This is a genomic window from Albimonas marina (assembly GCF_029223255.1).
GTDB lineage: Bacteria > Pseudomonadota > Alphaproteobacteria > Rhodobacterales > Rhodobacteraceae > Albimonas.
Map to the genome: position 1 here is coordinate 716,224 of NZ_JARHUC010000002.1, position 23,839 is coordinate 740,062.

Genomic DNA, 23,839 nt, shown 5'->3' on the forward strand with positions numbered 1-23,839 from the left:
CGACGCGTCCTCCCGTGGTGGAGAGGACGTCCCGGCTGGCGGCCCGGGCGCGCGGCCCGGGCGGATTTTGTTATGTTATATCATTTCGCCTTTCGCAAGGCGTGACGTCACTGGAAGACGGCGGTGGGGTTGTCGAGGCTGTCGGAGCCCTCGAAGGCGATGGGCTGGAGCTCCAGCGCGGCCACCGCACGCTCGACGGCGCGGGTCTGCTCGACCAGGGCGTCGACGGCGCCCAGGATCAGCGCCTCGCCCGCCTTCGAGCCGCGGGCGAGCATCTGGTCGTAGGAGAAGCCGCCCTCGGCCGCGATCTTGATCTCGCCCAGCGCCTGGACCGAGCGGTCCAGCGCCTCGCGCACCGCGGCGTCGGTCTCGGGGTCGGTCTCGGCCACCAGGTCGGAGACCGAGGGCCCCTCGACGATCGAGCCGTCCACCCGCACGTAGCGGCCGGTGTAGACGTTGCGCACGCCGATGCCGTCGTAGAAGTGCGAGTTGTGGGTGTTGTCGGAGAAGCAGTCGTGCTCCTCCTCCGGGTCGTTGAGCATCAGGCCCAGCTTCATGCGCTCGCCCGCCTGCTCGCCGTAGGAGAGGCTGCCCATGCCGGTCAGGATGGCGGTGACGCCGGCGTCGGGGTCGGCCATCAGGGCCTGGCGCGCCTCGCCCGCGTCGCCCCAGGCGCCGACGATGTATTCGAGGTCGGAGACCAGCAGCGCGGTCGCGGCGCTCAGGTACGCGGCGCGGCGGTCGCAGTTCCCGCCGGTGCAGTCCTCGCCCTGGGCGTAGTCGGTCCACGGGCGCGCGCCGGCGCCGTGGTCGGTTCCGTTCAGGTCCTGGCCCCACAGCAGGAACTCGATGGCGTGGTAGCCGGTGGCCACGTTCGCCTCGATGCCGTCGGCCTCGTGCAGGGTCTCGGCCAGCAGCTCGGGCGTGATGGTCGTGGCGTCGATCTCGGCGCCGCCCAGCTGGAAGCGCGGGTTGGCGACGACGTTGACGCCGGCATAGGGGTTCTCGTCCGTGGCGCCGCCGCCCTCGACGTAGTCGATCAGCCCCTCGTCCAGCGGCCAGGCGTTCACCTTGCCCTCCCAGTCGTCGACGACCGGGTTGCCGAAGCGGAACGCCTCGGTCTGCTGGTAGGGCACGCGGGCCTGCAGCCAGGCGGCCTTCGCGGCGGCGAGCGTCTCGGCCGAGGCGCCCTCGACCAGCGCCTGGACCGCGGCCTGGAGGCGTTTGGCGTTGGCGAGGCTGTCCTCGTAGCCGGCGCGGGCGAGGTCGGCGTAGGTCGCCAGCACCTCGGTCTTCTCCATCGCCTGGGCGGGGGCGGCGGCCAGCAGCGCGAGCGGCGCGGCGGCCATCGCCAGCGCGGCGAGACGGGAGCGGACGGGGCGGGCGGACGGGCTGCGACGGGCGGACATGAGGCGCCTCCTGCAAGCGGGGACCGGGGGGCGGTCGGGGATGGGCTCTCCCCGCTGATTAGCCGAGCGAAACGCTCAGGAAAAGGGGGCGACGCGATTCCCCGATGAAAAAACTCGGATTGCCGGAGCCGGCGCGAGGCCTGCCGCAGCGGCCCTCGGCGCCCCGCGCCTGTTCAGGGCGAGTTCACGAGCCGAAACGCCCGCGACATAAAATTGCTGATCGGCGGTCAATTCCGTGGCGGCGCCCGGCCTGCGGCAACTTGACGACCGCGTCGCGCGCCCCCTAGCGTCCTTTCCACAGCGCAATTTCGCGCGTCGGAGGCCGGCACGGGAGGGTTTCGCCGGCCCCGCGCGTTCAGGGAGGAATTCGACCATGAAGCTCATCGCCCGCCTCGCGGCGGCCGCATCCCTTGCGGCGCTCGCCGCCGGGACCGCCTCGGCCGAGATCAAGATCGCCCATGTCTACGGCAAGACCGGCCCGCTGGAGGCCTATGCCAAGCAGTCCCACACCGGGCTGATGATGGGGCTGGAATACGCCACCGGCGGCACCATGGAGATCGACGGCGAGAAGATCGTCGTGATCGAGAAGGACACCCAGCTCAAGCCCGACCAGGGCAAGGCCCTGCTGGCCGAGGCCTATGGCGACGACGAGGTGGACATCGCGGTCGGGCCCGTGTCCTCGGGCGTGGCGCTGGCGATGCTGCCGGTCGCGCAGGAATACGAGAAGATCCTGATCGTCGAGCCGGCGGTGGCGGACTCGATCACCGGCGAGAACTGGAACCGCTTCATCTTCCGAACCGGGCGCAACAGCTCGCAGGACGCGATCTCGAACGCTGTGGCGCTGGGCAAGGAGGGGACCAAGATCGCCACCCTCGCCCAGGACTACGCCTTCGGCCGCGACGGGGTGGCGGCGTTCAAGGAGGCGCTGGCGAACACCGGGGCGGAGCTGGTGCACGAGGAATACGTGCCCACCGACACCACCGACTTCACCGCGGCGGCCGAGCGGATCTTCAACGCGATGAAGGATCTGGACGGCGAGAAGAAGCTGTTCGTGATCTGGGCCGGCGGCGGCAACCCGATGTCCAAGGTCAACGCCATGGACCCCTCCCGCTTCGGGATCGAGATCGCCACGGGCGGCAACATCCTGGCCGCCATGCCCGCCTACAAGGAGTTCCCGGGCATGGAGGGGGCGACGTATTACTACTACGAGATCCCCAAGAACCCGATCAACGACTGGCTGGTGAGCGAGCATCAGTCCCGCTTCGGGAGCCCGCCCGACTTCTTCACCGCCGGCGGCATGGCCGCGGGGCTCGCGGTGGTCGAGGCGATCAAGAAGGCCGGCGGCACGGACACCGAGGACCTGATCGCGGCCATGGAAGGCATGAGCTGGGAGACGCCCAAGGGCACGATGACCTTCCGCAAGGAGGATCACCAGGCGCTGCAGTCCATGTACCACTTCAAGATCAAGGTGGACCCGAACGTCGAATGGGCGATCCCCGAGCTCGTGAAGGAGCTCAAGATCGAGGACATGGACATCCCGATCCGCAACTGAGGCCCCGGCGCTTTCTCGCGCCGGCCGCCCCACGGGCGCCCCGGGCCTGACCCGGGGCCTCCCGCGGCCCGCCCCCGGGCGACGTCCGCGGGGCCGAGGCGCGGGGAGGGGGCGCGACGAGCCTCCGTCCCCGGCCTCCGATGCGGGACGCCCAAGCTGGCGGGGACCGCTCGCCGGAGTCGCCGCCGCCGCGGGGCGGAGGCGATCCCGCCGCCCCGCCCGCCCCGGCGGGACCGCCGCCACCCGGCCTCCGGCGTCGCGCTCCGGGGCGGGCCGATCCCTCGCAGACCTCTCACGTCGGAGCTTGCCGTGACCGATCCCGTCCTCGAGACGAAGGACCTGACGATCCGCTTCGGCGGGCACGTGGCGGTGGACCACGTCTCCTGCGCCTTCGGCGCCGGCGAGCTGACCGCCATCGTCGGCCCCAACGGCGCCGGCAAGACCACCTATTTCAACCTGATCTCCGGCCAGCTTCCCGCGACCGAGGGCCAGGTGCTGCTGGAGGGGCGGGACGTCACCCGCGCCTCCGCCTCGACGCGCACGCACCTCGGCCTCGGGCGGGCCTTCCAGCTGACCAACCTGTTCCCCTCCCTCACGGTGCGCGAGAACGTGCGGCTGGTCGCCCAGTCCAAGGCGCGCAAGGGGTTCGACCTGTTCTCGATGGCCTCCCGCCATGCCGAGCTGATCGAGGCCGCGGATCATGCGCTGGAGCGGGTGCGGCTGACCCGGCTCGCCGACCAGACCGTCTCGGCGCTGTCGCACGGCGACCAGCGCAAGCTGGAGGTGGCGCTGCTGATCGCCCTCCAGCCCCGGGTCTACATGTTCGACGAGCCCACCGCCGGCATGTCGATGGACGAGGCGCCGGTGGTGCTCGACCTGATCGCCGACCTGAAGGCGGAAGGCGGCCACGCCATCCTGCTGGTCGAGCACAAGATGGACGTGATCCGCACGCTCGCCGACCGCATCATCGTCCTGCACAACGGCGCGCTCGCCGCGGACGGGGAGCCGGCGGAGGTCATGGCCTCGGCCGTCGTGCAGGAGGCGTATCTCGGCAAGGAGATCGCCGATGTCTGAGGCCCTGCTGCGCCTCGAGGGCGTCTACACCGACATCGAGCAGTACCACATCCTCCAAGGCGTCGACTTCGAGGTCCCCGCCGGCGAGGTGACCATGCTGCTGGGCCGCAACGGCGCCGGCAAGACCACCACGCTGCGCACCATCATGGGCCTGTGGCGGGCGCGGCAGGGGCGCATCCTGCTGGAGGGGCGGGACATCGCCGCCCTGCCCACCCCGGTGATCGCCCGCGCGGGCGTGGCGCTGGTGCCCGAGAACATGGGCGTCTTCTCCGACCTGACGGTCGAGGAGAACATGGTGCTCGCCGCCGTCTCGGGCCCGCTGGACCGCGCGCGGCTCGACTGGATCTTCTCGGTCTTCCCGCCGCTGAAGACCTTCTGGAAGCTGCCGGCGGGCAATCTCTCGGGCGGGCAGAAGCAGATGCTTTCGGTCGCCCGGGCGGTGTGCGAGGAGCGCCGCCTCTACCTGATCGACGAGCCGTCCAAGGGGCTGGCGCCGGCGATCGTGGGAACGCTGGTGAAGGCGCTGAAGGACCTGAAGGCCGCCGGCGCCACGATCCTGCTGGTGGAGCAGAATTTCTCGATGGCCCGCGCGCTCGGCGACCACGTGGCGGTGATGGACGACGGCAGGATCGTGTGGACCGGCGCGATGGCCACGCTCGCCGCCGACGCCGCCCTGCAGGAGAAGCTGATGGGTCTCAGCATGGAAGGGGGCCATTGATGACCGAGCTCGCGCCCGAACACCGGCCGACCTTCTCCAAGGTCTCGCTCGGCGACCGCCTGTCGCCCCACGCGCCGGTGCTGCTGCTGCTGGCGCTGGCGGCGCTGGGGTGGCTGGCGATCGACCAGAACTCCTCCTGGCTGACGCTGACCGTCTCCGGCCTCGCCATGGGCATGATGATCTTCACCATGGCCGCCGGCATGACCCTCGTGTTCGGCCTGATGGACGTCATCAACTTCGGCCACGGCGCGTTCGTCTCCGTCGGCGCCTTCGTCGGCGTCACCGCGCTGATGCTGATGCCGGGGATGACGGCCGAGGCCTCGATCTGGCTGAACGGCTTCGCGATCCTGCTGGCGGTGGCCTGCGCGATGCTGGCGACGGGCGTGATGGGCTACGCGTTCGAGCGGGTCATCGTGCGTCCCGTCTACGGCGCCCACCTCAAGCAGATCCTGGTGACCATGGGCGGGCTGATCGTGGTCGAGCAGCTGATCTACGTCCTCTGGGGCCCCGTCGAGATCTTCATCGAGCGTCCCGCCGCCTTCCAGGGCGCGATCACCTTCGCGGGCGCGGCGCTGGAGAAATACCGGCTCGTCGCCGTCGCGCTGGGCCTGATCGTCTTCCTCGCCCTGCGCCTGACCCTGAAGCGCACCCGCATCGGCCTGATCGTGCGCGCGGGCGTCGAGAACGGCGAGATGGTGCAGGCGCTGGGTTACCGGATCGAGCGGGTGTTCATCGGCGTCTTCATCGCGGGCTCCGCGCTCGCCGGGCTCGGAGGCGTGATGTGGGGCCTCTACGAGCAGGTGATCACCGCCCACATGGGGCAGGAGACGATGATCCTCGTGTTCATCGTGATCATCATCGGGGGGCTCGGCTCGGTCGAGGGCTGCTTCATCGCCGCCCTGATGGTGGGGCTCCTGCAGAACTACGTGGCGTTCCTGGCGCCCAAGGCGGCGCTGATCTCGAACATCGGGCTGATGGCCGCGATCCTGATGTGGCGGCCGCAGGGGATGACCCCCGTGGTCAAGGCGAAGTGAGGGCGTGATGCTGACCCGGATCCTCTCGGGGGACATGCCCCGCTCCCGCGCGCTGTCGCTGGTGCTGCTGGTCATCTTCCTCTGCCTCGCCTTCGCGCCGTTCCTGTTCCCGGGCACGCGCAGCCTGGAGACGGCGGCCCGCATCTCGGTCTTCATCGCGCTGGCGGCGAGCTACGACCTGATGCTGGGCTACGCGGGCATCGTCAGCTTCGCCCACACGATGTTCTTCGGCATGGGCGCCTACGGCGTGGCGCTGGCCTGCGAGAACATGGAGCGCGGCTTCCTGCCCGTGGTCGTGGGCGCCGTCGCGGGCGCGCTGCTGGCGGCGGCGGTGGCGCTGGTGATCGGGCTGTTCTCGTTGCGGGTCCGGGCGATCTTCTTCGCGATGATCACGCTCGCGGTCGCCTCGGCGGTGGCGGTGCTGGTCAGCCAGCTGAGCTCGATCACCGGGGGCGAGGACGGCCTCAGCTTCTCGATCCCGCGGGAGCTGACGCCCGCCTTCAAGTTCGCCGACGGCAAGCTGCTGGGCGTCAGCCTGAACGGCAAGCTGTTGAACTACTACCTGGTTTTCGGCGGCAGCCTGGCGATCTTCCTGGTGCTCCTGCGGGTGGTGAACTCCCCCTTCGGCCGGGTGCTGCAGGCGATCCGGGAGAACGACTTCCGCGCGGAGGCGATCGGCTACCAGGTGGTGGCTTTCCGCACGCTCGCCACCTGCCTCTCGGCCGCCTGCGCGGCGCTGGCGGGGTCGCTGTTCGCGATCTGGCTGCGCTACGTCGGCCCCGGCACGGCGATGGGCTTCGAGATCATGATCGACGTGCTGCTGATGGTGGTGATCGGGGGGATGGGCACGCTCTACGGCGCGGCCATCGGGGCGACGCTGCTGGTGCTGGCGCAGAACTACCTGCAGGCGCTGATGAAGGGCGCGGCCGAGGCGACCGAGGCCCTGCCGCTGGTCCCCGACCTGCTGAACCCCGACCGCTGGCTGCTGTGGCTGGGGCTCTTGTTCATCGCCTCGATCTACTTCTTCCCCTCGGGCGTGGTGGGGCGTCTGCGGCAGGGGCGGCGGACGGGGGCCTGAGCCGCGGCCCCGTAACCAAGCCTTAGAGGATTCCGGCGCAGAAGACGCAGGCCGGCGGCGCGCTCCCCCTCGCGGGGCGGGCCGTCCGCGACCCCGCGTCCGCTGTCGAGCCCCGGAGCCCTCGCCGATGACAGGTCCCCTGCCCGCCCTCCTCTCCGCCGCCGCCGCCCGGCTCGCCGCCTGGGCGACGCTCGTCGCGGCGCCCGCCGGCGTGATCGCCGTCGCCGCCGTCGCCGCCCTGGCCTCGCCGCCGGCCGCGGCCTCCTCGCTGGACCTCAGCGTCACCGTGCGCCCCGCGGGGCGCGAGGCGCAGGTGCAGTCCATCGCCATGTCCGACCTCGCCGCCATGCCCCAGCAGGAGGTGCGCGCGGTGACGCCGTGGACCGAGGGCGTGGTGGTGTTCGAGGGCGTGCCCTTCGCCGACCTCGCCGCCCGCGTGGGCGTGAGCGAGGGGCCCGTCGCCCTGATCGCGCTGAACGCCTACCAGATCACGCTCGACGCGGCGCAGGTGATCCGCGACGGCGGGGTGCTGGCGCTGAAGATGGACGGGCGCACCATGTCGGTGCGCGACAAGGGTCCGATCTGGCTGGTGTTCCCGTCGGAGGCGCGCCCCGAGCTCGCCGCCACCGACAACACCCACATGTGGATCTGGCAGGTCAATGCGATCGAATTCGGCCCGCGCTAGGCGCTGGCTGGATGTCCTGCCGGCCTCGATCGCGACGGCCGCCGTCGCGATCTTCGGGGTCATGGTCTGGCAGGCCAGCGTCGATTTCCGCGCCACGCGGGAGCTGGAGGAGAGCCGCGCCGCCATCGTCGAGGGCGCGGTCTCCTGGCTGGCCCACCAGGCGGAGATCGAGATGCTGCGCCTGTCCGACTTCGTCGCCCGGCAGGACCGGGACGGCGCGTCGCCGCCCGTCGCCGTGCCGGGCGCGCCGGCGATCCCCGACGACGTCGCGCTGCAATACGACATCATGTGGAGCCGGCTGGACCTGCTGACGACCGAGAGCTTCACCTCCCGCGCCCGGGTCGCCCGCGACGGGGCGGCGCACATCACCCATCTCGACGCGATGATCGAGGCGCTGCGCACGCTGGACGCGCGGCTGGGCCTCGCCCCCGGGGCGCCGCCGCCCGCCGATCCCTATCCCTCGACCGAGGCCGCGCTGGGCGCGATGGTGGACTTCGTCCACGCCTGGGTCGAGCCGCTGCGCCGCATGGGCCGCGCCGTCTACGACGACGAGCTGCGCCTGCGCCCGCAGCTGTTCCAGGCGCTGGGGGAGCTGCGCGAGCGTCAGCGCCGCCAGCAGATCCGCTTCGCCGCGCTGGCGCTGGGCACGGGCCTGGCCGCCGCGCTGGCGCTGCGCTTCGTCCTCCGCCTCGCGCGGCGGCTGCTGGCGGCGCGGGCGCAGTTCGACGCGGCGCTGGGCGCCTCGTCCAACGCCATCGCCTTCTTCGACGAGACCGGGCGCCTGGCGACCTGCAACGACGAGTTCCGCGCCCTGCACGCGGTCGCGGGCATTCCCTGGGCCGCGGGACGCACCGCGCGCGAGCATTTCGCCGCCGTCGCCCCCCACGCGCCCGAGGCGCGGGCCGACCCCGAGGCCTGGATCGCGGCCGAGGCCGCGCCCTACGCGCCGGTGCCCGCCGCCTCGACGCTGGGCCGCTTCCGCGACCGGCGCCTGCAGGTGCGCGCGGACGGGCGCAAGCTGCTGGTGGAAAGCGGGCGGCCGACGGGGGGCGGCTACGTGATCACGGTCGCCGACGTGACCGACCTCGTCGCCGCCCGCGACAAGGCCGAGGCGCTGTCGGCCGAACGCTCGGAGATGCTGGCGGTGATCGGGCACGAGCTGCGCACCCCCATCGCCGCCCTCGTCGGCGCGCTCGACCTCGCGGCGGAGGCCTCGGCCGAGGGCGCCCCGGCGGAGGACGAGGACAAGGACGAGACCGGGCTGCGCAAGCATCTCTCGAACGCCACCCAGGCGGCCGAGGTGATCGCCACGATGTCCGAGGACGTCTTCGAATTCGCCGCCGTCAGCGGCGGCACGCTGGAGGGGCGGCCGCAGGACTTCGACCTTCACGACCTGTTCGAGGCGGTCTGCCAGGCCACCGCGCCGCGCGCGCAGGCCCGCGGACTGGCGTTCCGGGCCGAGTTGGGCGCCCTGCGCGGCGCCTGGGTGCGCGCCGACCGGGTGCGGCTGCGCCAGGTGGCCGAGAACCTGCTGACCAACGCGCTGAAATTCACCCGCCATGGCCATGTCGCCCTGCGCGCCTTCCTCTCGGACCCGGAGCCCGACGGCCGCCGGCGCCTGATGGTCGAGGTCGAGGACAGCGGCCCCGGCGTGCCGCCCGAGGCGCGCGCCCTGATCTTCGAGCCGTTCCGCCAGCACTGGGGCGCCGCGCGCCGCCCCGCGGGCGAGCGCGGGACGGGGGAGCGGGCGGCCGGCGCCTGGTCCCCGCCCGCGCCCCTGCTCGCCCCGCCCGCCGCCGCGCCCGGGCGCAGCCCCTCGGCCGAGCGGCGCACCGCCACCCGCGGCCTGGGGCTGGGGCTGGCGATCTGCCGGCGGATCCTGGCGGGGATGGGCGGGGAGATCGACCATCGCCCGCGACCGGGCGGCGGCTCGGTGTTCTGGTTCGCGGCCCGGCTCGAGCCGGCGCGGCGGCCCGCGCCGCGTCCGCGCGCCTCGGCCGCGACGCTGGACGGGCGCGGCGTCTCGGTCCTGCTGGTGGAGGACGATCCGTTGCTTTCAGAAGTGACGCTGGCCCAGCTCTCGCGGGCGGGCTTCGCGGCCGACCATGCCGACAGCGTCGCCACGGCCTCGGCCGCGGGCGCGGCGCGCGCCTACGACCTGGTGCTGCTGGACCTTCAGCTTCCCGACGGGACCGGCGCCGACGTGGCCCGGGCCCTGCGCGCCGCGCCGGGCGGATCGCGCGACAGCCTGATCGTGGCCCTGACCGCCTATGCGGACGAGGAGGTGAAGGCCGAGGTCCGCGCCCAGGGCATCGATCACATCCTCAAGAAGCCCCTCGCGCCCGAGCGCATCGCCGCGATCCTGCACGAGAATCGCGGCCGCCCGGACGCGGAGGCCCCGCACGAGACCCGCCCCGACGCGGAGGAGGCGCTGCCGTGACCGCTGCCATGATGCCGGAGGCCATCGACCCCGACCGCCTGTCGGACCTGCTGTCGGTGATGGATCCCGACCGGCTGGGCGCCCACGTGGCGGGGCTGCGGGCCGAGATCGCGGCGCTCGCCGGGCCCGGCGCGCGCGCCCTGCCCGTGCCCGACCGGCCTCCCGCAGAGGCGGAGACGGGGCTCGCGGACGACTGGGTCGGCCTCGCGCGGCGCGCGCATTCGGCCGCGGGGCACGCGCAGCTGCTGGGCTTTCCCGGGCTGGGCGGGCTGCTGAACGCGCTGGAAGCGGCGGCGAAGGCCCGCGACCCGCAGGCCGCCGGCCTGGCGCTGGCGGAACTCCGCGCGCAGCACGCGGCCGGCGCGCCGCGCCTGCCGCCGCTCTAGCGCCGCCGCGCCGGGACCGGGCCCGGCGGGGAGGCGCTCAGTTGCGGCTGGAGGTGCTCCGGCGCTCGGCGCGGGCCTCGTGATGGGGCTCGGTGACCTCGCCCGCGTGCAGCAGCGGGGCCACGTCGGAGGCGGCGGATTCGTCGGCCGCCTCCATCAGCGCGGCCACCCGTTCGAGCGAGGCGACGAGCATCGACTGCTCCCAGTCCGCCAGCCGGTCGAACTTCTCGGCGAAGCGCGACTGCAGCGGGTCGGGGGCGGCGTCGAGCGCGGCCTGCCCCTCGGGCGTCAGCGACAGCCAGAACTGGCGGCGGTCGGTCTCGCCGCGACGGCGGCGGACGAAGCCGCGCGCCTCAAGCTTCTCGATCAGCGCCGTGGCGGTGGCCTGGGCCACGCCGACGGACTGCGCGATGGTCTTGGGCGTCGCCTCCGCCCGCTCGGCGAGGTGGTCGAGCACCATGAGCTGCGGCGTGGTCAGGCCGGTCTCGCGCGCCAGCGCCCGGGCCGAGCCCTCGGTCGCGCGAAGGATGCGCCGCAGCGCGACAAGCGAAGACTTCACGCGGTCCTGCATGGTGGGGCCGGTTCCTCGGGCAGGCGGCAGCGAAGCCGCGGCAAGCGTTCTCGCCGCATCATATTCGAAGGATCGTGCGTTTAAAGCCATGCCGTCAATTTCGTTCAGGCGCCGAAGGATTTCCACCCCATTGAGGCGAAATAAATTCGAGAAATGAAGTTTACTGGCGCGAAAATATGCATCCTGAAATCGCATAAGCTACTGTTTTTGCTATGTCGATTCCGCACCCGCCGCCCGGATGCGTAAAAAGTCCTTCGGGGTTGAAATTTCTGGGGTCCAACGTATGTTCTCCATCAACCGAAGCAAAAAACGATGGACGCATGCCCCGAGACGCCCTCCAGACCGACCTTCCGACTCTCCGCGAGCCCACCGCCGAGGATGGCGCGGCCGTGTGGGACCTGATCCGGAACTGCGAGCCGCTCGACCGCAACTCGCTCTACTGCAACCTGTTGCAGTGCGATCATTTCGCCGACACCTGCGTGCTGGCGGAGCGGGACGGCGAGGCGCTGGGCTGGATCTCGGCCTACATCCCGCCTGCGGAGCCCGACACGCTCTTCGTTTGGCAGGTGGCCGTGTCCGAGAACGCCCGCGGCATGGGGCTGGCCGGCAAGATGCTGGACGAGATCCTGGACCGCGAGGTCTGCAAGGACGTCCGCCGTCTGAAGACCACCATCACGCGGTCGAACGACGCGAGCTGGGCGCTGTTCCGCCGCTTCGCCGACCGCCAGGACGCGGGCCTCAGCCGCGCGCCCCACTTCACCCGCGACGACCACTTCGAGGGCCGTCACGACACGGAATACATGGTCACCATCGGCCCGTTCGGGGCGCTCGCGGCCGCCGCCGCCTGAGCCCTGGAGACCGACCGGAGCCCGCGACGTCCTCACCGATCGCGCGGGCTCCGGAAGGGCCCCGCACCAGACCATAGACAGATAAGGGAGGTTCTCCCATGACCTCGACCGAACATACGGCCGACTTCGCCATCTATGAGCGCCGCGAGTCCGAGGCGCGCAGCTACTGCCGCTCGTTCCCCACGTCCTTCGTGTCGGCGCGCAACGCGCACATGACCGACGCCCAGGGCCGCGAGTACATCGACTTTCTCGCCGGCTGCTCCTCGCTGAACTACGGGCACAACGACCCGGACATGAAGCAGGCGCTGGTCGAGCACCTGGCCGGCGACGGCATCGGTCACGCGCTCGACTTCCACACCGGGCCCAAGCAGGCGTTCCTCGAGACGTTCGAGCGCCTGATCCTCAAGCCCCGCGGCATGGACCACAAGGTGATGATGGTGGGCCCCACCGGCACCAACGCGGTCGAGGCCGCGATGAAGCTGGCCCGCAAGACCACGGGGCGCGAGAACATCGTCGCCTTCACCAACGGCTTCCACGGCATGACCCTGGGCGCCCTGGCCGCGACCGGCAACGCCGGCAAGCGCAACGGCGCGGGCATGGCCCTGTCGGGCGTCACCCGCCTGCCCTACGAGGGCGCCTTCGGCGAGGGCGTCGACACGCTCGGCCAGATCGAGGCGATGCTGGAGAACCCGTCCTCGGGCCTCGACCACCCGGCCGCGTTCCTGCTGGAGCCGGTGCAGGGCGAGGGCGGCCTGAACGCGGTGTCGGCCGAGTGGCTGCGCGGTCTCGACCGTCTCGCCAAGAAGCACGGCATCCTGCTGATCCTGGACGACATCCAGGCGGGCTGCGGGCGCACCGGCACGTTCTTCTCCTTCGAGGAGATGGGCGTCGAGCCGGACATGATCCCGCTGGCCAAGTCGCTCTCGGGCTTCGGCCTGCCCTTCGCGGCGCTGCTGCTGAAGCCGGAGCTGGACGTGTGGAAGCCCGCCGAGCACAACGGCACCTTCCGCGGCAACACCCACGCCTTCATCACGGCGCGGGTCGCGCTGGAGAAGTTCTGGGCCGACGACGCCTTCTCGAACGAGATCAAGGCGAAGTCCGAGATGCTGAACCATCGCCTGTCGGCCATCGCCGGCATGATCCCCGAGGCCCGCGTGAAGGGCCGGGGCATGATGCAGGGCGTGGACGTCGGCTCGGGCGAGCTGGCGGGCGAGATCTGCGCCGACTGCTTCGAGCGGGGCCTGATCATCGAGACCTCGGGCGCCCATGACGAAGTCGTCAAGGTGCTCTGCCCGCTGACCATCGAACGCGAGACCCTGACCCAGGGGCTCGACATCCTCGAGGCCGCCGTGGCCGCCCGCGTGTCGGGCGGCGCCACGAAGCTGGCCGCCGAATAAGGAGTTCCGACGCAATGATCGTTCGTGACCTGAACAAAGCCATCGGCACCGAGCGCGAGGCCGCCGCCGAGCAGTGGCGCTCGATCCGGCTGCTGCTGGCCGACGACAAGATGGGCTTCAGCTTCCACATCACCATCATCGAGGCCGGTTCGGAGCATACGTTCCACTACAAGAACCACTTCGAGAGCGTCTACTGCATCTCCGGCGAGGGTTCGATCGAGGACCTGGCCACCGGCGAGGTGCACGAGATCAAGCCGGGCGTGATGTACGCGCTGAACCTGCACGACAAGCACACGCTGCGCTGCAAGACCGAATGCGTCTTCGCCTGCTGCTTCAACCCGCCCGTGACCGGGAAAGAGGTCCATCGCGAAGATGGCTCCTATGCCTCGGCCGAGGAAGAGTCGGCCGCCTGAGGCGACCCTCGCGCCCCCCTCGGGGCGCGATCCAAGGGACCGCGTCCGCCCCACCCCGGGCGGGCGCGACCCGCCCCAGGCGACCCCAAAAAACAGGGACTTCCGTGACCTGCAACGATAACGCCCCGCTGCGCGAGCATACCGTCGAGAAGATCGGCGGCACGTCCATGAGCCGCACCTGCGAGCTGCTGGACGGCCTTTTCATCGGCGACCGCGAGGAGGACGCGCTCTACAACCGGGTCTTCGTCGTGTCGGCCTATGCCGGCATCACCAACCTGCTGCTGGAGCACAAGAAATCGGGCGAGCCCGGCGTCTATGCGCTGTTCTCCAACGCGGACCATGACCACGGCTGGTCCGACGGTCTGAACCGCGTGCTGAAGGCGATGACCGACGCCCACCACGAGATCCTCGACGACAAGGCCGACCTGCGCGCCGCCGACGACTTCGTGCGCGAGCGGGTGGAGGGCGCGCGCTCGGTCCTGATCGACCTGCAGCGCCTGTGCTCCTACGGGCACTTCCAGCTCGACACCCACCTGCTGACGGTGCGCGAGCTGCTGTCGGGCCTGGGCGAGGCGCATTCCGCCTTCGTCACCGCCACGCTCCTGCGCCGCCACGGGGTCAACGCCCGCTTCGTCGACCTGACCGGCTGGCGCGACGAGACGCATCCCTCGCTGGACGCGCGCATCGACCTCGGCTTCGAGGACATCGACCTCGCCCGCGAGCTGCCGATCGTCACCGGCTACGCCCAGTGCCGCGAGGGCCTGATGCGCGAGTTCGACCGCGGCTATTCCGAGGTCACCTTCTCCCGCATCGCCGCGCGCACCCGCGCGCGCGAGGCGATCGTGCACAAGGAGTTCCACCTGTCGTCCGCCGACCCCAAGGTCGTGGGCGAGGACCAGGTGAGGAAGCTGGGCCGCACGAATTACGACGTGGCCGACCAGCTCTCCAACCTCGGGATGGAGGCGATCCATCCCCGCGCCGCCAAGACCCTGCGCCAGGCCGGCATTCCGCTGCGCGTGACCAACGCCTTCGAGCCGGAGGACCCCGGCACCCTGATCGACGCCGAGTACGGCGGCGAGACCCGGGTCGAGATGGTCACCGGCCTGCCCGTGCTGGCGCTGGAGGTGTTCGAGCAGGACATGGTCGGGGTGAAGGGCTACGACGCCCGCATCCTCGAGAGCCTGACCCGCCACAAGGTGCGGATCGTGTCCAAGAGCTCGAACGCCAACACGATCACGCATTACGTGGACGCCTCGCTGAAGCTGGTGAAGCGCGTCGAGGCGGACCTGGCCGAGACCTGCCCCGGCGCCCGCGTGCGGGCCCGCAAGATGGCGCTGGTCTCCGCGATCGGGCGCAACCTCGAGGGGCTCTCGGTCGCCCGCCGCGGCCTGCAGGCCCTGGAGGACGCCGCGGTCAAGGTGCTGGCCCTGCAGGACAACGGCCGCGCGGTCGACGTGCAGTGGCTGGTCCCGGCCGAGCAGGCCGACGACGCGGTGCGCGCGCTGCACTCGGAGCTGGTCTCGACCGCCGAGGCGACGGCGAAGCCCGAGCTCGACGCCGAGCCGCTGGAGACCGCGGCCTCCGCCAACCTCCGCGCCGCCTGAGGCGCAAGGTCGGTCCGCGCCGCGGCGACGACCGCTTGAGAGACATCGACGAGCCGCCCGCCCCCGCGGGCGGCTTCTTCGTGCCGGCAGGCGGCGCGCGCTCGCTGCACGAAAGCGATGGCGAACGCGCCGGCCGCCCACCCTGCCCCGCGCCACATGTGCCGAGTTGACCGCCGCCTGCGCGGCGCAACCCGATCTCCGAAGGCGGTGGCCATGCGATGACCCTCCCGCCCCGCCCGCCACGATGCTGCGAAGGTCGTCTACTTGCTGAAGAGGAAAGCCGGATCCTCGCCGGCGCATCGCCGCCCGGCGCTTGCAGCGGAGCGGTCCCAGGCCGGCGCGCGTCTCGGCGACGGGGTCGGCGGGCGGGCGAGGCGCGGCCCGAAGGGCGCGCGAGCGCCGCTCCGCCGGCCCCGCAGGGCCTCAGTCGGCCTCGGACCAGATCCCGTCGCGACGCTGGAAGGCGGTCTCGGCGTAGCGCTCGAAGGCCTCGCCCTCGACGGTGACGGCGTGGCGCTCGATCTCCACCCGGTCGCGGGCGAGGCGCAGGAGGTTGAAGTCGTTCTCCTCCCCCCGCAGGCGAGAGCTGAGCGAGGTGCCCGCCTGGATCTGCAGCATCCGCCCGTTGAGGATCGGCATCGCCCGCCAGCGGTGCATGTGCCCGCACAGGACCACCTGCGCCCCCGCCTCGGCGAGGCGGATCGCATGGTCCTCGGCGTCGCGCAGCGGCGCCTTGGGATCGTCGGGGAGCTGTTCGAGCGGATGGTGCAGGGCCAGGACCGTCAGGTCCTCCCGCGGGGGTTCGGCCAGCGCCTTGCAGGCGCGCGCCATGTCGCCGGGATCGAGCCGGCCGCGCTGCCATTCCACCCGGCTGGCGCTGTTGGCGCCCACCACCCGCACGCCGCCCATCCGCAGCGTCGGCGCCACGTCCAGCGCGATGTAGCGCCGGTAGCGGCGCCAGGGGCTCAGCAGCCGGCGGGCCACGTTTTCCAGCGGCGCGTCATGGTTGCCGGGCACGCACAGCACCGGGCCGGGCAGCTTCTCGACGAAGGCGCGCGCCATGCGCCACTGGCTGGAGCGGGAGCGCTGGGTGAGATCGCCGGTGATCACCGTCACGTCGGGCGCGAGGCGGGTCACCGCCTCCAGCAGGCGATCGGCGACATGGGGGGGGACCCTGCCGAAGTGCAGGTCGGAGAGATGGGCCAGTCTGAGCATGTCGGGCGGTCAGGTCCCCTCGGCCGGAGCGATCACCTCCAGCTTGTCGTCCAGACGCAGGAAACGGAAGGGGGCCTGCATCTTCTCGCGCTCCCCGTCGCGCGCGACCAGCCGGCGGCTGCGGCGCGTGGCGACCTCGATGTCCTTGCCGTAGAGCATCTCGAAGTCCCGCCCCGGCTTCAGGGCCTTCAGCCCCAGGGCGGCGGCGAAGCGGATCAGGTCGAAGGCCTCGCGGTCGGGGGCGAGGAACAGGGCGAACTCGCCGCCGCGCACCCGCTCGGCCGCCTCGTGGAAGTCGAACTCCTCGAGCTGGAAGGCGTTGTTGGCGACGAAGGCGAGCGGCGTGCGCACCCGGTGCACATCCCCGTCCACGGTCACCTTGGCGTCGAGCGGCGCGCGGAACTCGGCCAGCGCGGTGATCACCGACCAGTGCGCCGCGACGCGGGAGCGGCCCCAGCGGCGATAGACGCTTTCGCGCGTCTCCAGGATCTTGGCGTAGGCGCCGAGCGAGGCGTTGTTGAGGAACACCCGCCCGTTGACCTCGCCCAGCGGCAGCGGCCGGGGGGCGCCGTTGGCGAGCACGCCCACCGCCTCCTCCGGCGTCTCGGGCAGGCCGAGGCTGCGGGCGACGTAGTTGAAGGTGCCCAGCGGGATCACCCCCAGCCGCGCGCCGGTGCCCGCGATGGCGCCGGCGACCGCGTTGATGGTGCCGTCGCCGCCGCCGGCGACGACGGTGCCGAAGCCCTCGTCGGCGGCCTCGCGCGCGGCGGGCTCCAGGTCGCGGCCCTTGCGGATCAGCCTCAGGCGGGCCGGCAGGCCGTAGCGGGCGAACTCCCGCTCGAGCGTGGCGGCGAGCTCCTCGGCCCGCTTGCGTCCCGAGCCGGCGTTGAGGATGACGCAGGTCTCCTCCGCGCGCCGGCGCGGCGCGCCGCCCGCCTCGGGCGGGTCGTCGGGTCTGAGGGCGTGGGCGCTGGACATCGTCGGGCTCCGTGCATCTCGGCTCAGGGGAATGTGACGCTCGATCAGGCGAGGCCTAGGCCGAAATCCAGCGATTTGCGGGCGCCGGGACGAAAACGGCCGCCCCCGGGCGGGGGCGGCCGCGGCATCGGGTCCCGCCCGCCCCCGGCCCGGGGGCCGAAGGCAGGCGGCGGGCGTCAGGTCACGAGGACTCGGCGTGCACCACCTCGCCGAAGCGCTCCCAGCTCTCGCCGTTGAAGCGCATCAGCTGCATCGCCTCGATGGGCGCGCGGTCGGTCTCGGAGGTGTTGATGGTGATGCCCGGCAGCAGCAGCGGCACCCGCAGGTCCTTCAGGGAGGAGGCCTGCTTGACGATGTTCTCCCGGCTCAGGTCGTCGCCGCAGCGCTTCAGCGTCTCGACCAGGGTGATCGCCGAGGCGTAGCCGAAGACGGTGAACGACGAGGTCTGGTCCCCGTCGGGATACCACTCGTTCATGAACTTCCGCCACTCGGCGACCTCCGGGTGGTCCTGCCACTGGGGATCGTCGACCTCCATCAGGTAGCCCGCGGAGATCAGGCCCTTGGACGCCTCGAGCCCCGCCGGCTCCAGCACCGAGCCCACGGAGATGGAGACGTTGTTGAGGAAGCGCTCGGCGTCCCAGCCGATCTCGACCGACTTCTTGATCGCCTGGGCGGCGAACTTGGGCGTGGCCACGATGAAGAACACGTTGGCGCCGGTGGCCTTGAGGTTGATGACCTCGGAGTCCACCGTCGGCTGGGCCACCTCGTAGGGCGCCTCGGCGACGATCACGTCCTCGCGCCCGGCCAGGCCGCGCTTGAGGCCCATGAGGTAGTCCTTGCCGTAATCGTCGTTCTGGTAGAGCACGGCGATCTTGGGATTCTCGATGTTGTCGAGGATCCACTGCGCGTAGATCGCGCCCTCGGTCGGATAGTTGGGCTGCCAGCCCGAGGTCCAGGGGAAGTTCTCGGGGTCGTTCCACTTCGACGCGCCGGTCGCCACGAACAGGTGCGGGACCTTCTTGGCGTTCACGTACTTGTGGATCGCGGTGTTGGTGGGCGTGCCCAGGGTGCCCATCAGCAGGTCGACCTCGTCCTGCTCGACCAGGCGGCGGACCTGCTCGACCGTCTTGGGGGGCGAATAGCCGTCGTCGTAGCTGATCCACTCGATCTGGCGGCCGTTCACGCCGCCCTCGGCGTTCACCTTCTTGATGTAGGCCTCGATGGTGCGCCCGATCTGGCCGTAGGCCGAGGCGGGGCCGGAGTAGGGGTTGGTGTTGCCCACCTTGATCACGTCGTCGGCGGCCAGCGCCGCGCCCGAGATCCCGGCCGAGGCGAGCGCCGCGGCGGCGACGCCCAGCAGGGTGCGTCTGTTCATCATGGTCTTTCCTCCCATCCGCGCCGGTTGGGTCGGTCGCCTTAGGGTTCGCGACCCTTAGTTTCGGGTCCCCCAGACGCCACGGGGCCCGATCCGGCGCGGTTGCGGATCGGGCCCCGTCGATGTCCCTCCCGCTTGCGGAGGGTCGGTCGTCGTGCGCCGCCCCGCCCCCCTGGCGGGGGACGGAGAGGCGGTCGGCCGCCGCCCGCGCGGGGCGGCGGCCGTCGTCAGGTCAGCTCGACTCGGCGTGGATGACCTCGCCGAAGAACTCCCAGCTCTCGCCGTTGAAGCGCATCAGCTGCATCGCCTCGATCGGCGCGAAGTCGGTGGGCGAGGTCTTGACCTGGATGCCCGGCAGCAGGATCGGCACGCGGACGTCCAGCGAGGTGGCCGCCTTCATGATCTCCTCGCGCCCCGCGTCGGGGCCCGCCTTCTCCAGCGCGTTCACCAGGGTGATCGCGATGGCGTAGCCGAAGGTGGTGAAGGACGAGGTCTGGTCGCCGTCGGGATACCACTCGTCCATGAACTTGCGCCACTCGGCCATCTCTTCGTCGTCCTTCCACTGCGGGTCGGTCGACTCCTTCATGTAGCCCGCCGAGATCAGGCCCTTCGACGCCTCGAGGCCCGCCGGCTGCAGCACGCCGCCGACCGAGACCGAGACGTTGTTGAGGAAGCGCGTGGCCTCCCAGCCGATCTCGTCGGACTTCTTGATCGCCTGGGCGGCGAACTTCGGCGTGGCCACGATGAAGAACACGTTGGCGCCCGTCGACTTCAGCGAGATGACCTCGGAGTCCACGGTGGGCTGGGCGACCTCGTAGGGGGTCTCGGCCACGATCAGGCTGTCGGCCTTGTCGCCGAGGCCCATCTTCATGCCGTGGAGGTAGTCTTTGCCGTAGTCATCGTTCTGGTAGAGGATCGCGATCTTCGGATCCTCGATGTTGTCCATGATGTACTTGGCGTAGATGGCGCCCTCGGTCGGGTAGTTGGGCTGCCAGCCGGTGGTCATCGGGAAATTCTCGGGGTCGTTCCACTTGGACGCGCCGGTGGAGACGAACAGGTGCGGCACCTTCTTGGCGTTCACGTACTTGTGGATCGCCGTGTTGGTGGGCGTGCCGAGCGTGGCGAACAGGATGTCGACCTCGTCCTGCTCGACCAGGCGGCGGACCTGCTCCACCGTCTTGGGCGGGGAATAGGCGTCGTCGTAGCTGATCCACTCGATCTTGCGGCCCGCCACGCCGCCCTCGGCGTTCACCTTGTTGATGTAGGCTTCGATCGTCTTGCCGATAGTGCCGTAGGCCGAGGCCGGGCCCGAATACGGCATCGTGTTGCCGACCTTGATCGTGTCTTCCGCGATCGCCGGGCCGGCGATCATCGCCGCCGCCGCTGCGGCCGCCATCCAAGTCTTGCGTCCGAACATTCGGAACCTCCCTTCGCGCTTTTCGTTACGTAAACCTTAGGGTAAGCGAACCTTATCTTTTCTTCCCCAGGACGTCTGGAAGCCCGGACCGGCGCGAGCGGGCCGGGCCCCTTGTCGCCCCGCCCCCCTGTCGAGGGGGCGGGATCTTGTGCGCGCCTTGCGCGGGGCCGCGGTCTTGTCGCCGCGTGCGCCCGCGCCCTCGGCGCCGCCGGGTCAGGAGGACTCGGCGTGGATGATGTCCCCGAACAGCTCCCAGGTCTCGCCGTTGAAGCGCTGGAGCTGCATCGCCTCGATCGGGGCGAAGTCGTTCGGGCCGGTGGTCATGGTGATGCCGGGCAGCAGCATCGGGTTCTCGACGTGATCCATCGAGGTGGCGGCCTTCAGGATCGCCTGCGCGTCCGCGTCGGGGCCCGCCGCCTGCAGCACGTGCTCCATGGTCTTGGCCACGCCGTAGCCGAACACCGTGAAGGAGGACGCCTGGTCCCCGTCGGGGTACCACTCGTCCATGAACGCGCGCCACTCCTTCATCGCGGGGTCGTCGGCCCACTGCGGGTCCGTCGCCTCCTTGAGGTAGGCGGCCGAGATCACGCCCTTCGAGGCCTCGAAGCCCGCGGGCTTGAGCACCGCGCCCACCGAGACCGAGACGTTCGACAGAAAGCGCTCCGCCTCCCAGCCGATCTCATGGCTCTTCTTGATCGCCTGCGCCGCGAACTTGGGGGTCGCGACGATGAAGAAGACGTTGGCGCCCGAGGCCTTCAGCGACAGCACCTCGGAGTCGACGGTGGGCTGGGCGACCTCGTAGGGGGCCTCGGCCACGATCAGCTGGTCGGCGCGCTCGCCGAGCTGCTCCTTGAGGCCGATCACGTAGTCTTTGCCGAAGTCGTCGTTCTGGTAGAGGATCGCGATCTTCGGGTTCTCGACGTTCTCCTCGATGTACTTGGCGTAGATCGAGCCCTCGGTCTGGTAGCTGGGCTGCCAGCCGGTGGTCATCGGGAACTTGTCGGGCATGTTCCACTTGGCCGCGCCGGTGGCGAGGAACAGGTGGGGCACCTTCTTGGCGTTCACGTACTTCTGGATCGCCGTGTTCGAGGGCGTGCCGAGGTTCTGGAACAGGATGTCCACCTCGTCCTGCTCGATCAGGCGACGCACCTGCTCGACCGCCTTGGGGGGCGAGTAGGCGTCGTCGTAGGAAATGAACTCGATCTTGCGGCCTTCGACGCCGCCGTCCGCGTTCAGCTTGTTGAAATAGGCTTCGATCGTCTTGCCGATCTGGCCGTAGGCCGAGGCCGGGCCGGAGTAGGGCATGGTGTTGCCGATCTTGATGGCATCCTCGGCGGCGGCAGGGCCCGCGGCCGACAGGACGAAGGCCGAAGCGGCCGCCATCATCATGGAACGTCGCGTAAACATCTAGAACGGGTCTCCCTAAATGGGGGGCTTTGGGTCGACGACGGCCTTTCTGTCGAGGCCGGTTGGGTCCGCCGGGGTCGGCGGGCCGGGAAGGGGCGCTCCCTGTGCTGCGCGGCTCTTCTTCGTCGGAGCCGCTCCGCTTCGCCCCGGGCCGGGCCGCAGGTCTCTCCCGCCTGCGCCGGCCTCAGCGTCGCGCGTCCGGGCCCGGGGGCCCCTGGCGCTCGTGGTCCGGGCCGGCCATCCGCCGGCGTCGGTCCCTCGGGGAGCGCGGCGGGGGTCAGGCCCGCGCCGCGCTCCGGGATCGGGTCGGCCTCAGCGGCCGAGCTTGGCCACCAGCCCGCGCAGCAGACCGCCCGCGCCCTGGGGCGCCAGGTAGATCACCGCGATCAGGAAGAAGCCGTAGAACGCGCCGGCCAGGCCCTTCGAGATCTCCTCCGCCACGTTGGGGATGAAGATGATGAAGGCCGCGCCCAGCAGGGCGCCGGGCAGCCAGCCCACGCCCCCGATCACCAGGCCCACCAGGATCGTGACCGACAGCGCGAAGGTGAAGCTATCGGGCGCCACGAACTGGATGACGATGGCGCCCAGGCACCCCGCGATGCCGGTGAACATGGCCGAGATCCCGAAGGCGGTCGCCTTGTAGACCGAGGTGTTCACCCCCATCGAGCGCGCCGCGATCGGGTTGTCGCGGATCGCCATCAGCGCCCGGCCGGTGCGCGAGCGCACCAGGTTGCGCGCCAGCCAGTAGAGGAACAGCCCCACCGCCAGGGTGAAGTAGTAGAGCCACTGGTCGGCGTTGAGCACCGCGTCGAGGCCGAAGGGCGCGTCGGGCTTGATGATGACGATGCCCTGCACGCCGCCCGTCCAGTGCTCGAACGGGGTCAGCTTCAGGAACTGGGGCGTCGCCACCGCCAGCGCGAAGGTGGCCAGGGCGAGATAGATGCCCTCGAGCCTCAGCGCCGGCAGGCCGAACAGGAACCCGACCACGAAGCACAGGATGCCCGCCACCGGCAGGGTCCAGACGTAGCCGATGCCGAGGTTCTCCATCATGATCGCCGCCGTGTAGGCGCCGACCGCGTAGAAGGCGCCGTGGCCCAGCGAGAACTGGCCGTTGATGCCGGTCAGCAGGTTCAGGCCCAGGATGGCGATGGCGTAGACCATCAGCATCGTCATCTGGAAGATGGTGAAGTTCTTGAACAGGAAGGGCAGCGCCAGGGCCCCGAGCAGCAGGACCACGAAGGTGATCTGGCCGATCTTCGAGGTCCCGCCCGCCGCGGCGGCCCGCCCCTTGGGGGCGGGGGCCGCCTTGGCCGGCGCGGCGGCGCCGCTGGTCATGGTTTCGTCGCTCATCGCCATCTCAGACCCTCTGCACCACGCGGCGGCCCAGCAGGCCCGCGGGTTTCACCAGCAGCACCGCGACGATCAGGAAGAGCGCGATGGGCAGTTTCAGCTCGCCCCCGATGACGGGGATGTAGGTGCCGGCCAGGTTCTCGACGACGCCGACGATGAAGCCGCCGATCACCGCGCCCAGCGGGCTCGTCAGGCCGCCGAGGACGGCGCCGGCGAAGCCGTAGAGCAGGATCGAGAGCATCATGTTCGGCTCGAGGAACACGACCGGGGCGATCAGCATGCCCGCGACCGCGCCGATGGCCGAGGCCATGCCCCAGCCCAGCGCCGTCATCATCGAGACGCGGATGCCGACCAGCCGGGCGCTCTCGGGGTTCACCGCCGCCGCGCGCATGGCCAGGCCCACGCGGGTGAAGGTGAAGAAGCCCCACAGCAGCGCCAGGACGATCAGAGTCACGCCGATCATGCCGGCCTGGTGCTTGCCGATCATCGCGCCTTCATAGAGCGGCCCGTCCCCGAAGGGCGACGGCACGGCCTTGATGGTGAAGTCCCAGATGAAGCCGGCGAAGCTGTTGAAGATCGCGAACAGCGCGATGAAGATCACGATGTGCGACAGCACCGGCGCGTTCTCGATCGGCTTGAACACGATCCGCTCGATGGCGAAGCCGCCCACGAAGCTGATCAGGATCACCAGCGGGAAGACCACCCAGTAGGGCAGGCCCCACTGCAGCATCTGCCAGGCGATGTAGGTGGAGAACATCGCCATCTCGCCCTGGGCGAAGTTCAGGTGGTGGATGGCCTGGTAGATCATCACGACCGCCAGCGCGACGCAGGCGTAGATCGCCCCCGTGGCGACGCCCGAGACGATCTGTTGAAGGAACAGTTCCATGT

The 23,839-nt window shown here is 70.7% G+C and carries 21 protein-coding genes; 12 read left to right on the plus strand and 9 right to left on the minus strand.

Annotated features, from left to right (window positions below; translation table 11 throughout):
- Positions 1-107: 107 nt before the first annotated feature.
- Positions 108-1,349: an imelysin family protein gene (locus P2H44_RS07045; protein ID WP_275762894.1), complete on the minus strand. Its 1,242-nt coding sequence runs from the start codon at positions 1,347-1,349 to the stop codon at positions 108-110.
- A gap of 433 nt (positions 1,350-1,782) precedes the next feature.
- Here P2H44_RS07045 and P2H44_RS07050 point away from each other — a divergent pair, with 433 nt between their 5' ends.
- The 8 genes from P2H44_RS07050 (at position 1,783) to P2H44_RS07085 (ending at position 10,376) form a co-directional block, all read left to right on the plus strand.
- Positions 1,783-2,961, plus strand: a complete 1,179-nt coding sequence (locus tag P2H44_RS07050) for a substrate-binding domain-containing protein (RefSeq protein WP_275762760.1) — start codon at positions 1,783-1,785, stop codon at positions 2,959-2,961.
- Positions 2,962-3,270: 309 nt separating this feature from the next.
- On the plus strand, positions 3,271-4,035 hold the full coding sequence (locus tag P2H44_RS07055) for an ABC transporter ATP-binding protein (protein ID WP_275762761.1): 765 nt from the start codon (positions 3,271-3,273) through the stop codon (positions 4,033-4,035).
- Complete coding sequence (locus P2H44_RS07060) at positions 4,028-4,753, plus strand: ABC transporter ATP-binding protein (protein ID WP_275762763.1); 726 nt, start codon at positions 4,028-4,030, stop codon at positions 4,751-4,753. Before P2H44_RS07055 ends, P2H44_RS07060 begins: the two co-directional genes overlap by 8 nt.
- Positions 4,753-5,787: a branched-chain amino acid ABC transporter permease gene (locus P2H44_RS07065; RefSeq protein ID WP_275762764.1), complete on the plus strand. Its 1,035-nt coding sequence runs from the start codon at positions 4,753-4,755 to the stop codon at positions 5,785-5,787. The genes P2H44_RS07060 and P2H44_RS07065 overlap by 1 nt, the downstream gene beginning before the upstream one ends.
- Before the next feature lie 7 nt (positions 5,788-5,794).
- Positions 5,795-6,865 carry a branched-chain amino acid ABC transporter permease gene (locus P2H44_RS07070; RefSeq protein ID WP_275762765.1) on the plus strand — a complete coding sequence of 357 codons (1,071 nt, stop codon included), beginning with the start codon at positions 5,795-5,797 and terminating at the stop codon, positions 6,863-6,865.
- Between the two features lie 127 nt (positions 6,866-6,992).
- Positions 6,993-7,550, plus strand: coding sequence for a putative pterin-binding protein (locus P2H44_RS07075; RefSeq protein ID WP_275762766.1), 558 nt, complete (start codon positions 6,993-6,995; stop codon positions 7,548-7,550).
- On the plus strand, positions 7,525-9,990 hold the full coding sequence (locus tag P2H44_RS07080) for a hybrid sensor histidine kinase/response regulator (RefSeq protein WP_275762767.1): 2,466 nt from the start codon (positions 7,525-7,527) through the stop codon (positions 9,988-9,990). The genes P2H44_RS07075 and P2H44_RS07080 overlap by 26 nt, the downstream gene beginning before the upstream one ends.
- Entirely contained in the window at positions 9,987-10,376 is a 390-nt protein-coding gene (locus P2H44_RS07085) for a hypothetical protein (protein WP_275762768.1), read from the plus strand. Before P2H44_RS07080 ends, P2H44_RS07085 begins: the two co-directional genes overlap by 4 nt.
- A 37-nt stretch (positions 10,377-10,413) precedes the next feature.
- Here the strand turns inward: P2H44_RS07085 and P2H44_RS07090 are convergent, their stop codons facing one another.
- Complete coding sequence (locus P2H44_RS07090; protein ID WP_275762769.1) at positions 10,414-10,935, minus strand: MarR family winged helix-turn-helix transcriptional regulator; 522 nt, start codon at positions 10,933-10,935, stop codon at positions 10,414-10,416.
- Between the two features lie 332 nt (positions 10,936-11,267).
- Between P2H44_RS07090 and ectA the strand changes: the two genes are divergently transcribed.
- From ectA to P2H44_RS07110, 4 genes are all read left to right on the plus strand, one after another.
- A complete protein-coding gene (ectA, locus tag P2H44_RS07095; RefSeq protein WP_275762770.1) occupies positions 11,268-11,795 on the plus strand; it encodes a diaminobutyrate acetyltransferase in 528 nt (175 codons plus the stop codon).
- 98 nt (positions 11,796-11,893) lie between these two features.
- The gene (ectB, locus tag P2H44_RS07100; protein WP_275762772.1) at positions 11,894-13,192 is read left to right on the plus strand and encodes a diaminobutyrate--2-oxoglutarate transaminase; all 1,299 of its coding nucleotides are present in this window, start codon (positions 11,894-11,896) and stop codon (positions 13,190-13,192) included.
- Between the two features lie 14 nt (positions 13,193-13,206).
- The gene (locus P2H44_RS07105; protein WP_275762773.1) at positions 13,207-13,605 is read left to right on the plus strand and encodes an ectoine synthase; all 399 of its coding nucleotides are present in this window, start codon (positions 13,207-13,209) and stop codon (positions 13,603-13,605) included.
- Between the two features lie 104 nt (positions 13,606-13,709).
- The gene (locus P2H44_RS07110) at positions 13,710-15,209 is read left to right on the plus strand and encodes an aspartate kinase (protein ID WP_275762774.1); all 1,500 of its coding nucleotides are present in this window, start codon (positions 13,710-13,712) and stop codon (positions 15,207-15,209) included.
- A 423-nt stretch (positions 15,210-15,632) separates the two neighbouring features.
- Here P2H44_RS07110 and P2H44_RS07115 read toward each other — a convergent pair whose 3' ends face one another.
- The 7 genes from P2H44_RS07115 to P2H44_RS07145 all read right to left on the minus strand — a co-directional run bounded on the left by P2H44_RS07115 (position 15,633) and on the right by P2H44_RS07145 (position 23,837).
- Entirely contained in the window at positions 15,633-16,424 is a 792-nt protein-coding gene (locus tag P2H44_RS07115) for a metallophosphoesterase family protein (RefSeq protein WP_275762775.1), read from the minus strand.
- Between the two features lie 9 nt (positions 16,425-16,433).
- Positions 16,434-17,402, minus strand: a complete 969-nt coding sequence (locus P2H44_RS07120; RefSeq protein ID WP_275762776.1) for a diacylglycerol/lipid kinase family protein — start codon at positions 17,400-17,402, stop codon at positions 16,434-16,436.
- 181 nt (positions 17,403-17,583) lie between these two features.
- Entirely contained in the window at positions 17,584-18,777 is a 1,194-nt protein-coding gene (locus tag P2H44_RS07125; RefSeq protein ID WP_275762777.1) for an ABC transporter substrate-binding protein, read from the minus strand.
- Positions 18,778-19,009: 232 nt separating this feature from the next.
- Positions 19,010-20,194 (minus strand): ABC transporter substrate-binding protein, encoded by a 1,185-nt coding sequence (locus tag P2H44_RS07130; RefSeq protein ID WP_275762778.1) that lies wholly within the window; start codon positions 20,192-20,194, stop codon positions 19,010-19,012.
- A 213-nt stretch (positions 20,195-20,407) separates the two neighbouring features.
- Positions 20,408-21,601 carry an ABC transporter substrate-binding protein gene (locus tag P2H44_RS07135; protein ID WP_275762779.1) on the minus strand — a complete coding sequence of 398 codons (1,194 nt, stop codon included), beginning with the start codon at positions 21,599-21,601 and terminating at the stop codon, positions 20,408-20,410.
- 312 nt (positions 21,602-21,913) lie between these two features.
- The gene (locus tag P2H44_RS07140; RefSeq protein ID WP_275762780.1) at positions 21,914-22,951 is read right to left on the minus strand and encodes a branched-chain amino acid ABC transporter permease; all 1,038 of its coding nucleotides are present in this window, start codon (positions 22,949-22,951) and stop codon (positions 21,914-21,916) included.
- Between the two features lie 7 nt (positions 22,952-22,958).
- The gene (locus P2H44_RS07145; protein WP_275762781.1) at positions 22,959-23,837 is read right to left on the minus strand and encodes a branched-chain amino acid ABC transporter permease; all 879 of its coding nucleotides are present in this window, start codon (positions 23,835-23,837) and stop codon (positions 22,959-22,961) included.
- Positions 23,838-23,839: the final 2 nt, after the last annotated feature.

Excerpts from the sequence above, each read along its gene's own strand:
- ectB (WP_275762772.1), top strand. The coding sequence starts at position 11,894 with ATGACCTCGACCGAACATACGGCCGACTTCGCCATCTATGAGCGCCGC.
- P2H44_RS07135 (WP_275762779.1), bottom strand. The coding sequence starts at position 21,601 with ATGTTTACGCGACGTTCCATGATGATGGCGGCCGCTTCGGCCTTCGTC.
- P2H44_RS07075 (WP_275762766.1), top strand. The coding sequence starts at position 6,993 with ATGACAGGTCCCCTGCCCGCCCTCCTCTCCGCCGCCGCCGCCCGGCTC.
- P2H44_RS07065 (WP_275762764.1), top strand. The coding sequence starts at position 4,753 with ATGACCGAGCTCGCGCCCGAACACCGGCCGACCTTCTCCAAGGTCTCG.
- P2H44_RS07060 (WP_275762763.1), top strand. The coding sequence starts at position 4,028 with ATGTCTGAGGCCCTGCTGCGCCTCGAGGGCGTCTACACCGACATCGAG.
- P2H44_RS07050 (WP_275762760.1), top strand. The coding sequence starts at position 1,783 with ATGAAGCTCATCGCCCGCCTCGCGGCGGCCGCATCCCTTGCGGCGCTC.
- P2H44_RS07120 (WP_275762776.1), bottom strand. The coding sequence starts at position 17,402 with ATGTCCAGCGCCCACGCCCTCAGACCCGACGACCCGCCCGAGGCGGGC.
- P2H44_RS07070 (WP_275762765.1), top strand. The coding sequence starts at position 5,795 with ATGCTGACCCGGATCCTCTCGGGGGACATGCCCCGCTCCCGCGCGCTG.
- P2H44_RS07125 (WP_275762777.1), bottom strand. The coding sequence starts at position 18,777 with ATGAACAGACGCACCCTGCTGGGCGTCGCCGCCGCGGCGCTCGCCTCG.
- P2H44_RS07130 (WP_275762778.1), bottom strand. The coding sequence starts at position 20,194 with ATGTTCGGACGCAAGACTTGGATGGCGGCCGCAGCGGCGGCGGCGATG.
- P2H44_RS07080 (WP_275762767.1), top strand. The coding sequence starts at position 7,525 with ATGCGATCGAATTCGGCCCGCGCTAGGCGCTGGCTGGATGTCCTGCCG.
- P2H44_RS07115 (WP_275762775.1), bottom strand. The coding sequence starts at position 16,424 with ATGCTCAGACTGGCCCATCTCTCCGACCTGCACTTCGGCAGGGTCCCC.
- P2H44_RS07105 (WP_275762773.1), top strand. The coding sequence starts at position 13,207 with ATGATCGTTCGTGACCTGAACAAAGCCATCGGCACCGAGCGCGAGGCC.
- ectA (WP_275762770.1), top strand. The coding sequence starts at position 11,268 with ATGCCCCGAGACGCCCTCCAGACCGACCTTCCGACTCTCCGCGAGCCC.
- P2H44_RS07140 (WP_275762780.1), bottom strand. The coding sequence starts at position 22,951 with ATGAGCGACGAAACCATGACCAGCGGCGCCGCCGCGCCGGCCAAGGCG.
- P2H44_RS07045 (WP_275762894.1), bottom strand. The coding sequence starts at position 1,349 with ATGGCCGCCGCGCCGCTCGCGCTGCTGGCCGCCGCCCCCGCCCAGGCG.
- P2H44_RS07145 (WP_275762781.1), bottom strand. The coding sequence starts at position 23,837 with ATGGAACTGTTCCTTCAACAGATCGTCTCGGGCGTCGCCACGGGGGCG.